The sequence below is a fragment of the Bacillus hominis genome, from assembly GCF_018332515.1.
In the GTDB taxonomy this organism is placed as follows: domain Bacteria; phylum Bacillota; class Bacilli; order Bacillales; family Bacillaceae_G; genus Bacillus_A; species Bacillus_A hominis.
Genome location: NZ_BOQD01000269.1, coordinates 1 through 10,589, shown reverse-complemented (window position 1 = coordinate 10,589; position 10,589 = coordinate 1). Strand labels below are relative to the sequence as shown.

General features: G+C 35.4%; 12 protein-coding genes and 1 pseudogene. 7 read left to right on the top strand and 6 right to left on the bottom strand.

The window, feature by feature from the left end; translation table 11 throughout:
- Positions 1-160: 160 nt before the first annotated feature.
- Positions 161-604, top strand: coding sequence for an acyl-CoA thioesterase (locus KI356_RS21890; protein ID WP_002122856.1), 444 nt, complete (start codon positions 161-163; stop codon positions 602-604).
- Positions 605-640: 36 nt separating this feature from the next.
- On the opposite strand, the gene KI356_RS21885 is transcribed toward KI356_RS21890, so the two are convergent.
- Complete coding sequence (locus tag KI356_RS21885; protein WP_128280799.1) at positions 641-1,420, bottom strand: M15 family metallopeptidase; 780 nt, start codon at positions 1,418-1,420, stop codon at positions 641-643.
- 264 nt (positions 1,421-1,684) lie between these two features.
- Here KI356_RS21885 and motA point away from each other — a divergent pair, with 264 nt between their 5' ends.
- Complete coding sequence (gene motA, locus KI356_RS21880) at positions 1,685-2,479, top strand: flagellar motor stator protein MotA (protein ID WP_128280800.1); 795 nt, start codon at positions 1,685-1,687, stop codon at positions 2,477-2,479.
- Positions 2,469-3,254 carry a flagellar motor protein MotB gene (gene motB, locus KI356_RS21875; protein ID WP_002122849.1) on the top strand — a complete coding sequence of 262 codons (786 nt, stop codon included), beginning with the start codon at positions 2,469-2,471 and terminating at the stop codon, positions 3,252-3,254. Before motA ends, motB begins: the two co-directional genes overlap by 11 nt.
- Positions 3,255-3,280: 26 nt before the next feature.
- On the opposite strand, the gene KI356_RS21870 is transcribed toward motB, so the two are convergent.
- Positions 3,281-4,108: a 5'-nucleotidase, lipoprotein e(P4) family gene (locus KI356_RS21870; protein ID WP_212936438.1), complete on the bottom strand. Its 828-nt coding sequence runs from the start codon at positions 4,106-4,108 to the stop codon at positions 3,281-3,283.
- A 265-nt stretch (positions 4,109-4,373) separates the two neighbouring features.
- Between KI356_RS21870 and KI356_RS21865 the strand changes: the two genes are divergently transcribed.
- From KI356_RS21865 to KI356_RS21855, 3 genes are all read left to right on the top strand, one after another.
- On the top strand, positions 4,374-5,258 hold the full coding sequence (locus tag KI356_RS21865) for an ABC transporter ATP-binding protein (RefSeq protein ID WP_212936437.1): 885 nt from the start codon (positions 4,374-4,376) through the stop codon (positions 5,256-5,258).
- 2 nt (positions 5,259-5,260) lie between these two features.
- Positions 5,261-6,487 (top strand): ABC transporter permease, encoded by a 1,227-nt coding sequence (locus KI356_RS21860; RefSeq protein ID WP_128280803.1) that lies wholly within the window; start codon positions 5,261-5,263, stop codon positions 6,485-6,487.
- A gap of 273 nt (positions 6,488-6,760) precedes the next feature.
- Positions 6,761-7,192 (top strand): Rrf2 family transcriptional regulator, encoded by a 432-nt coding sequence (locus KI356_RS21855; RefSeq protein WP_002112095.1) that lies wholly within the window; start codon positions 6,761-6,763, stop codon positions 7,190-7,192.
- Between the two features lie 59 nt (positions 7,193-7,251).
- Here the strand turns inward: KI356_RS21855 and KI356_RS21850 are convergent, their stop codons facing one another.
- On the bottom strand, positions 7,252-7,917 hold the full coding sequence (locus KI356_RS21850) for an aquaporin (RefSeq protein ID WP_212936436.1): 666 nt from the start codon (positions 7,915-7,917) through the stop codon (positions 7,252-7,254).
- A gap of 142 nt (positions 7,918-8,059) precedes the next feature.
- On the bottom strand, positions 8,060-9,025 hold the full coding sequence (locus tag KI356_RS21845; protein ID WP_128280805.1) for a DMT family transporter: 966 nt from the start codon (positions 9,023-9,025) through the stop codon (positions 8,060-8,062).
- 101 nt (positions 9,026-9,126) lie between these two features.
- Here KI356_RS21845 and KI356_RS21840 point away from each other — a divergent pair, with 101 nt between their 5' ends.
- A complete protein-coding gene (locus tag KI356_RS21840; RefSeq protein ID WP_212936435.1) occupies positions 9,127-9,699 on the top strand; it encodes a helix-turn-helix domain-containing protein in 573 nt (190 codons plus the stop codon).
- A gap of 96 nt (positions 9,700-9,795) precedes the next feature.
- On the opposite strand, the gene KI356_RS21835 is transcribed toward KI356_RS21840, so the two are convergent.
- Positions 9,796-9,981: a PspC domain-containing protein gene (locus KI356_RS21835; protein WP_212936434.1), complete on the bottom strand. Its 186-nt coding sequence runs from the start codon at positions 9,979-9,981 to the stop codon at positions 9,796-9,798.
- A 230-nt stretch (positions 9,982-10,211) separates the two neighbouring features.
- Positions 10,212-10,589 (bottom strand): annotated as a pseudogene (locus tag KI356_RS21830) (SLC5/6 family protein); the annotation flags it as partial.

Here is a 10,589-nt window from a genome sequence, read left to right as displayed (position 1 = left end):
AAAACTCCCACCTCAAAATTCAGGTGGAGCAAAGAAGTTAGGTAGGAGATCGACTGCCCGTAAACGCCCGATTGGTTCAACTAATAATCAGTGGGGGATGAACAAAACCCCCACTGATTAAAGTTTCACTTTATTTTAAGGGCGAAAAGGAGAGGGAACAATGAAGAGAATTTCTTATATTGAAGACTTTGAGCAATGGGAAAGTGGTTTTTCATTTTATAATCCTGTCAAAGTTCGTTTTGGGGAAGTAGATATGTTTGGACATGTAAATAATGTCGTTGCTTTTACATATTTTGAAGAAGCGCGTATCGCATTGTTTAAAGAACTCGGATTTATGCAAGAATGGACACATGAATCATCAGAAACGATGATAGTCGTCGCAGATCTACAATGCAATTTCATAAAACAAATTTATTTTGATGAGCAGTTGAAAGTATATGTAAAGGCAGGAGCGGTTGGGAATTCCTCTTTAGATTTACACTATATGGTCAAAAATGCAGAAGGGGAAGTTTGTTTAGTTGGACGCGGTATGATGGTGCAAGCATCGAAAAAAACTGGAAGAGGGGAACCATGGTCTGAGGAATGGAAGAAGTCACTACAATAATAGAATAAAAGAAAAATAAGAGAGCGATTCGCTCTCTTATTTTTTGTCCTTCGTTGCCTCTTCTAATGTTAGGTGGTGCTTATATATGTATGCGGCATATGGATTGCCAACGTAGCGTAAGTGCCACGGTTCGTATGAATACTCTGTTGTCTCTGTTTTATCCTCTAAATAACGAATGACAAATCCGAACTCATGGGCATGTTCTGCAACCCATTTTCCTTCTGCTGTCTCTCCGAAGATTGGTTCTAATTGGAATTTAGCAGATTTTGAGCTAATATCCATTGCTAGACCAGTTTGATGCTCACTTGTTCCAGGAATTGCACTTACCGAATCAGCCTCAGCTTTTCCTTGGCGTTTAATATATGTATTATGTAATGACTGTTGGCGTTTGTAAGAACGGTAACCTGAAACTGCTGTAAGTTCTAAACCTTCTTCTTTCGCTGCTTGGAACATTTTTTCAAGAGCGTCTGCAGCATCTTTGCGAAGTAATGTTTTCTCTTTATCTTTTGGACTAGTAAATGGTACGTTCGGTTTTGTTAAATCTTCTGGGATGTACCCATCTGGTAATTTACGATGTTTATTGACTAATACAAGAGCAGAATCTGGATTTGTTACAACGGAAAAATTATCATCTAGTTTCTTTGCATTATGATCAGCTTTTGGAAAAGCAGGAATTTCTTCTTTTGGATGGTTACTATGTTTTTGATTTTCGACAGCTTTCGCCTCATTTTGCAGTGGTGATTTAGAACCAAAGTAAGCGAAAGATGTGATACCGATTACAATAGTAGCGGCAGAAATAATTATTATCTTTTTCATGATACCTTGTAATCACTGTCCTTTCTTAATAAAATATGTGTCGTTTTTATTATAAGTCTAGTTTATTGAAAAAGAAATATAAGAGTCATAACGTAATAAAAATGCAAAGAAAATGTCAGAAAATGTGTGAAATTGTAGTATTTTTTTATATAATTCATTTCCTATCTTTCATGTGATTCATTTTTTATGTAATATATACATATAAGGAGATGTAGCGATTATTGAGAATAAAGGACTTCTTGTATAGACTAGGAGTGAATGGGAATGGATTTTGCAACAATTATTGGCCTCATTTTAGGATTTGTAGCGGTAGTAGTAGGGATGGTCGTCAAGGGCGCTGACGTAACAGCCTTATTGAATCCTGCCGCAGCATTAATTATTTTTATCGGTACATTTGCTGCAGTATGTATAGCATTTCCGATGGAACAACTAAAAAGGGTTCCAAAATTATTTAAAGTTCTTTTTAGTTCAAATAAAAAAGATTTAAGTTATGAACAGTTACTAGAATTATTTGTTCATTGGACATCTGAGAGTAGGAAATACGGTATTTTGTCTTTAGAACAACAATTAGATACAATTCAAGATGAATTTCTCTTGCGTGGTATGAAGTTTGTGATTGACGGTGTATCTGCAGAAGACTTAGAACAAATTTTAGAAGCTGAATTAGAAGCAATTGAAGAAAGACATGCAAAAGGAGCTACTATTTTTTCGCAAGCTGGTACATATGCACCTACATTAGGGGTTTTAGGTGCTGTTATCGGTCTTGTAGCTGCACTTGGAAATTTAACTGATATTGAAAAGCTAGGACATGCTATTTCAGGTGCGTTTATTGCAACGATTTTCGGTATTTTTTCAGGTTACGTATTATGGCATCCATTTGCAAATAAATTAAAGCAAAAGTCTGCTGCTGAATTAGAGAAGAAACGTTTAATTATTGATTGTTTATTAATGTTACAAGAAGGTACATATCCATTTATTATGAAAAACCGTATTTTAGGTGCGCTTTCTGCAACTGAGCGTAAAAAGCTAGAAAAAGGAGCAGAAAAAAATGCGGAGTAGGAAGAATAGAAGAAGTAAAAGGAAAAAGCATGACGAGCATATCGATGAAACTTGGTTAATTCCGTATTCTGATATGCTAACGTTGTTGTTTGCGCTGTTTATTGTTTTATTTGCAATGAGTAGTATAGATGCTGCGAAATTTAAACAGATGGCAGTAGCTTTTCGAAGTGAACTAGCAGGTGGAACAGGAAATAAAGAGTTTTTAAGTGATCAAAAACCAAAAGAAGAAAAAGAGCTATCGGCAAGTGGTTTGGAATCTGAGAAAATAAAAAAAGATGCTGAAGCTGAAGTGAAACAGCAAGAAATGAATGAATTAAAAGCAGTACAACAAAGTATTGATAAGTATATTGAGGAAAAGCAATTATCTTCTTCTTTTAAAACGGATTTAACTGAAAAAGGATTAATGGTAACGATATTAGAAAATGTATTATTTGATTCAGGGAAAGCAGATGTGAAGTTGGAGTCGTTAGGGATTGCAAAAGAGATGTCTAACTTACTTGTTTCGGCATCACCTCGTGAAATTACAGTGTCGGGTCATACAGATACGGTTCCTATTGCAAATGCTCAGTTTGCATCAAACTGGGAGTTAAGTACACAGCGGGCAGTTAATTTCATGCAGGTGTTACTCCAAAATAAAGAATTGCAACCAGAAAAATTTAGTGCAATTGGTTACGGGGAATACCGTTCAATTGCACCAAATGATACGCCAGAAGGAAAAGCGAAAAATCGACGTGTAGAAGTGTTTATCTTGCCTTTAACAAGAAATATGCAATAAAAGAGGATGGCATTTGCCATCCTCTTTTACTTATTATCAAATGATTTTAGGTTGTCACGACGGATGTTATCTTTTTCTGCATCTGATTTTTTGAAATTATAGTCATATAAAGCGCCTTCCCAATCACCGTACATTGGATTAGGGAAAATGATGAATTTCTCACCAAATTGTGCTTTTGATTCTGCTACTGTTTCATTGCGATCTTTTACAGATTTTCCATCAAAACCAGTGAAATCAGATAAGTTGTCACCGAAGAATAGGACGATGTCATGTGTTTGAGAAACAAGTTCACGACGCTTTTCTTTCCCTTTTTCTTTCGGGTCTTGTAGTAATATATGTTCTTTCGTTGCTTGAGGAGCTCCTACGCGCTCAAGGTTTTTAATTGTTGCATCTAGTTGATTTGTTTTACGATTTGAGATGTAGTAAATATCTACACCTTTAGACTCTGTATATTTTAAGAAATCAATAGCGCCTGGGAGAGCCTCAGCTTCAGCCTTATTAATCCAATCGTCCCATTTATAAGGATAGCTTTTTCCTGTTTTTACGCTCATAGCTTGATGAGGACTGTTATCTAAAACAGTTTCATCTAAATCAAGTACGATAGCAGGTTTTTTGCTTGTCCCTTTTGCGAGAGCTGCATCAAGCTTCAATTGACCAATATTGTATCCTTGGTAGTATAGTGCTTTCGTTTCGCCAGCTGTTTGATACCATAAATCAGCCATCAGTTGCTGGTCTGTTAATTGTACTTTCTCTTCTTTTGCCACTGTTTTCTCAGCTGTTCCTGAACATGCTACAAGCGATGTGGAAAGAACGGCTACAGATAATAAAGTGGTAATACCCCTCTTCATCTTCATATGTATCCTCCTCGATGTTAGAAAATCATTTAATATTATATATTAAAATATGATGTTTTTTTATGAACATTTGCATATTGTCTTTTATATATGTAGTAGTTTGTCCTATAGTAGATAAGGTAAATAAAAAAGATAAGATCAAAACTAAGTAGTTGAAGAAAAGGAATGTATGTAAGAAGAGGGAATAAGGTTACTATATGATGTTTTAAACAAACATATTATGTAAGCGAGAGCGAGAATGCTATTGAAGGGGAGGATATATACATTGAGTTTACAAATTCAAAACTTAACAAAAATATTCGGAGAATCTAAAGCAGTTAATGGTTTGCAAATCTCGTTACCGAAAGGTGAAGTGTTAGGGTTACTTGGCCGAAATGGTGCAGGGAAAACGACGACAATTAAAATGTTACTAGGTTTATTAACGCCAAATGAAGGTTCTATTACGTGGGATGGAAAATCATTTGGTGATAGCGGGGTAACAATTGGATATTTACCAGAAGAAAGAGGACTATATACAAAAAGTAGAGTAATAGATCAGTTGCGATATTTTGGTAGATTAGAAGGAATGACGAAAAAAGAAGTGGATCTTGCAATTGATCACTGGTTAGAGCGCTTAGCAATTCCAGAATATAAATTTAAAACGGCTGGAGAACTTTCAAAAGGGAATCAGCAAAAAATTCAATTGATAGCTGCTCTTCTTCACGATCCAGAACTTCTTATTTTGGATGAACCATTTAGCGGACTTGATCCAGTTAATGCTGGAATGCTAGCTAGTATTATTGGAGAACAAGTACAGAGTGGAAAGACAATTATTTTATCAAGTCACCGTATGGAGCAAGTAGAGGCTTTTTGCCAACATGTGTGTATTTTGAAAAAAGGTGAAGCAGTTGTAGAAGGACAGTTAAGTGATATTAAGAAAGAATACGGTTTTCGTAATTTAACGATTGAAGATATAGCAGAGAATGAAAAGGGATTAGAAGCTATACATGTTCCATATGAAAAACAACAAGGCCTTCTTTATGTAAAAGTACAAGACGATGCAGAAGCTCTAAAGATTTTGCAACAATTGCAAGAACAAGGGGTTAGCTTACGACAATTTAAAATGCTAGAGCCAACATTGAACGAAATCTTTGTAGAGAGGGCGAAATAAAGATGCGTAAATTTTCTCATGTATTTTCATTTTATTTTAGGGAAGCGTTTTTATCTAAAAAATCATTAATTACGAGTGCGATTTTATTTTTGGTTGTGTTTGGGATTTTTGCATTTAATCATTTTACTTCAGGCGATGATAAAAATAAGGATAAAGATAAAATTGCAGTTGTAGTAGAGAGTTCCACATACAAAGTACAAAAGGAAGAGCTAAATAAGCTATTGCCATCAGCAAAAATAACGGTCGGTTCAAAGGGTGATTTTGATAAACTGCATAAGCAAGTAGAAGAGGGAGATTTAGATGGTCTATTCCATGTGACGGAAAAGGATGGGGCTCCAGCAGTTACATATATGTATAATGGATTTCCAAGCCAAGCAACTTCTGCAATTATGGCAGGCTATTTAAAACAACAATATACGATGGTAACGATTGCAAAAAATAATGTTTCACCAGAAATTGCGCAGCAATTACAGGCAGAAATTCAAGTGAAGCAAGAGGCGATAAAAGATCGCACATCTTCTTTCGGAATTGCATATTTCTTTACATTTGCTTTGTATATGTTTATTGTAGCTTTCGGAAATACAATCGCAATGAATATTGCATCTGAAAAGGCGTCACGTGTAATGGAAGTAATGCTTCCGAAAGTAAAGCCTCTTACGATGATGTATGCGAAAATTTTGGCGGTTGTTTCAACGGCGTTATTACAACTTGTAATATTGGCGTGTGGTTATCTTATTCCTTATTTGTTAGGTTGGGTCGATTTAGAAAGTGCCTCATTATTTGGTGTTCCAATTGACTTTACAAAATTAGATGCAAAGGTTATAAGTATGTTCCTTGTGTATTTCATTACGGGGTATTTACTTTATGCGATGATGTATGCTGCGGCTGGAGCTGTTGTGTCTAAGACAGAGGATTTACAAGCTGTATCTTTCCCGGTAATGATTTTGATCATGGCTGCATTCTTCATTAGTATTAAATCATTAAGTGATCCGAATAGTACTATTGTTGTTGTAAGTTCGTATGTTCCGTTTTTTACACCGATGGTCACCTTCTCGCGGATTGTAGCTGGTGAAGCAGGTATGTTAGAGATTACGATAACATTAGTAGTTTTATTGGCGACGATTGGTATATTAAATGCTATTACAAGCCGTATCTATGTAAATGGTGTAATGAATTACTCAGATAAAGTGAAATTTAAAGATTTAGCGAAATTTATTAAACGTCAATAATAGAGGGAAAGCATGATTTTCTAATGGAATCATGCTTTTTCTTTATCCCTCTATTTGCCGGGCAGTAAAACTCCCACCTCAAAATTCAGCTGGAGCAAAGAAGTTAGGTGGGAGTCGGGCTGCCCGTAAACGCCCGATTGGAGAAGGCTAATAATCAGTGGGGGATGAACAAAACCCCCACTGATTAAAGTTTCACTTTATGTATAAATTAAAAATAGTATATAATAATAAGAGTTGTCTTTTAATAGAATGAATAAAAAGGAGGGTGTGCAGATGGGAATTAGTAGTCGTTTTACAGTAGGTGTTCATATGTTAACGTTACTTGCGATAGATCGAAACTCTCGCTGTACCTCTGAATGGATTGCTGGTAGTGTGAATACAAATCCAGTTGTGATTCGTCGCATTACAGGAATGTTGAAGAGAGCAGGACTTGTTGATGTACAAGCTGGTAAAGGTGGTACGACACTTGCTCGCGATTTAGATGAAATTACATTACTTGATGTATATAAAGCTGTGGAAGTTGTAGAAGAAGGACATCTATTTTCTTTCCATGAAAATCCCAACATTGAATGTCCAGTAGGAGCTAATATTCAATCGGTATTAGAGATTGTTTTAATACAATCGCAAGAAGCGATGGAAAACGTACTTGCAAATGTAACGGTGCAGCAGTTAGTTACAAATTTAAAGTCGAAAATTAAAGAATAAAAAAGCGAGCTTCCTCATGATGAGGGCTCGCCTTTTTTTATTCGGAAATATTGAAAATTCTATTTTTCAGTATTTAAAATAAACTTTCCTACAACAGCTGCTACGATACCACCAAGAATTGGGGCAACGATGAACACCCATAGTTGAGAAATTGCTTCTCCGCCAGCGAATAGAGCTGGTGCGATACTACGAGCTGGGTTAACAGATGTTCCAGTTAACGGAATACCTAATAAGTGAATTAATACTAATGTGAAACCAATTACTAGTCCAGCTAAAGAAGAGCTTCCTTTTTTACCTGTTACAGCAACGATAACTAAAACAAATACGAAAGTTAAAATGAATTCAACTAAAAATGCTCCAGATAAACCAAGAGTTCCAAAACTATTTTGTCCTAAATTATTTAAAGGCAATTTAGCAGATCGTAAAATGGTTACTAACGTTGCAGTTCCTAATAAACCACCTAAAATTTGAGCTAATAAATAATAGCTAAGTTCCATACTGCTCATTCTTTTGTTGATGAACATAGCTACCGATACTGCTGGGTTAATGTGACATCCAGAAATTGTTCCGATGCTATATGCCATAGCAACAATAGATAGACCGAAAGCCATAGCGATTCCTAATGTTCCAACTCCTTCAATTCCGCCACCAATGACAGCTACTCCAGTTCCGAATAATACAAGTACAAATGTACCAATAAATTCAGCAATTGCTTTTTTTAACATAATTTACCTCCTATTATTGCGCATGAAACGTATTATAACATAGGTTTTAGTGTAAACAGCCAATGAAATACTATTCTGATAAGGCGAAATAGGGGGACAATAAAAATAGATATGGTTCTATGAAGAAGAACCATATCCATTTTTATGCTGATTTTTTTTGTTTAATGACTGGAACAGAACGGTTTAAAACACTATTTACGACCATCCCTAGCATGATAATAATCATCCCAATCAGTGACAGACCACTAGGGAATGAGCCATTTAAGAAAATAATCTCACCAAGAACGGTAAAGATCATTGTTCCAGCTTGTGTTGCTTCAACAGCTCCAAGTAAAGCAAGATTGTCTTTTGCTAAGTCAGTAGCAAAGAAAAATGTCATCGTCGCAATAACTCCGGAACATAATGCTAACAAAAATCCTTGAAGCATTTGACTTGATGATGGAATACCAGTAGTGGAAAATCCGTATATACCAAGTAGAATTGTAATAGGGAGACTTCCGATTGCCATTCCTAATACACGTTGGAATGTATCAAGGCGCCCGCTAACAAGTTCCATCATTTTTCGGTTACCGAAGGGATATAAGAAAGCTGCTAATACGACAGGTAAAAAACCTGAAATGAACTGAGTCATTGTAATATGACCTGCTGCAGTCGCTTGCATACAAATTACACCAAGTAAAATAAATAATGCTACATATAAACTGCGCAGTGGAATTTTTCCGCGTACAAATTTTGTACCTGATTTCGTTTCTGTTTTAATGAAAAATAATGGTGATAAAAGTAAACCTGCTAATATCGTAACTTGCCAAGTTCCAGCAACGAGCCAAGCTGGAGAAAAAACAGCTGCAAAACTTAATAAAGAATAAAAACCAATACCGGCAACGGAACCCCATCCGATCCAAGCCAATGGATGTTTTTTTAACTCTTCCCATAATCCTCTTAAGTTTTTGCGAAATAAAACGATAAGGAATAAAATAGGGAGAGCAAATAGAAAACGGAAGGAAGCGGTCCAAGCCCAGCTTGTTCCAGATACATTCATTGCTCTGTTAATAATAAAGGTTGCAGAAAAAAAGGCCGATGATAAAAGACCTAGTAATATTGCGCGCATGAAGTATAACACTCCTTTCGAAATCGAATAATTATGTATGTTATAATATACTTAAATTGAATAAAAGTAAACTATTTTATACTTTAAGGTGGTTTTTATAGATGAAAGAAAATGAAGATATGCAAACGAAAGAAGTGATCCAGCAAGTAGGTCAGTTATTGAGACAAATTCGAAATGAACAAAAATTAAGTTTAGAAGATTTAGCCCAAAAGACAGGTGTTAGTAAATTAACGTTAGGAAAAATTGAAAGAGGTGAAACGAATCCAACATTAGCTGTCATTTGGAAAATTACGAAAGGGTTATCAATCCCTTTATCGAGATTGATGGTTGTTGGAGAGCCTGTAGCTGTTGCGCGCTGCGGAGAAGGCTTTGCAGTAGATGTAGGACAAGCGTGGCACTTAGAAACGATGTTCCGTTACACGAAAGAAACAGGGATGGAAATGCACCGTGCTTGTTTAAGAGCGAATAGTATATATGAACCTGAAGCTCATCATGAAGGTGCTATTGAGCTTGTAACAGTAATGAAAGGGACAGTATCTATTCGAGTGGAGAATGATGTATACGAATTAAATGAGTTTGACTCCATTCAATTTGAAGCGAATAAGAAACATAGCTATCGAAATAATGAGGATGAAGTGGCGGTATTACATTTAACGATGAAGTATTCTTCATGAAAATTCGCCTATAGAATAATTTTCTATAGGCGGTTTTTTAAAGGCTATGAGTAAGTAGTGAACAGAAAAAAGGGCACCGAATAATTGCTGGTGCTGTTAGTAAGAACGTGGCATCAGTAATAAACAAATGAGATAAGCTAAAAACCCCGTTCCGAAACATAAAACTGCAATAACCCAGATGATACGAATTAGAGTAGTGCTTATATCGAAATACTCTCCTAAACCACCGCACACACCGAATAACATTTTATCAGTTTCGGACTTATATAATTTTTTTGACATACTACGATCAACTCCTTTTTATATCAAGCTACATACTTCTATTCTATATGGAAATCTATGAGGAGACTATGAAGGGGTATGACATTTTTTTTGTAAAGTGAATCATGTTTTGCAATTCAGATGCGAGGTTATATAGACAACGAATCTAATTTATAGCACAGTACAATAGTTTACGATAAAAGTAAAAAGGCCTTAGGCAGCAAAGTTTAAACTGCCAAAAGGACCTCATATTATAGTTTCATTTTATATTTGGATTGTTGGTGTATCCAATGTGAAAACGTATAAAAAATGCTTAGTGAAAGAGTAACAGTTATACTAACCCAAATGCTTGTTAAAGGACCGATTAAGAAGTAAACTACATAACCGGTAAGGGCACCCATAATCGAGATGAGTGGTATAATGATACTTATTTTTTGTTTACTAAAAATAAGGAATAATATTGTGATGATAAGAGATGTATAAAGAATACCAAAGAAAAAAATAATTTCTAAAATAGTATAGTTTGTAGTAATTGTAATGAAAAAAGCTGAAAATCCGATAGCTATAGAAATAAAATGAGCTGTATGTAATTTGAAATTCATTTTTGTGCGTATCATCGGTATAAAGTC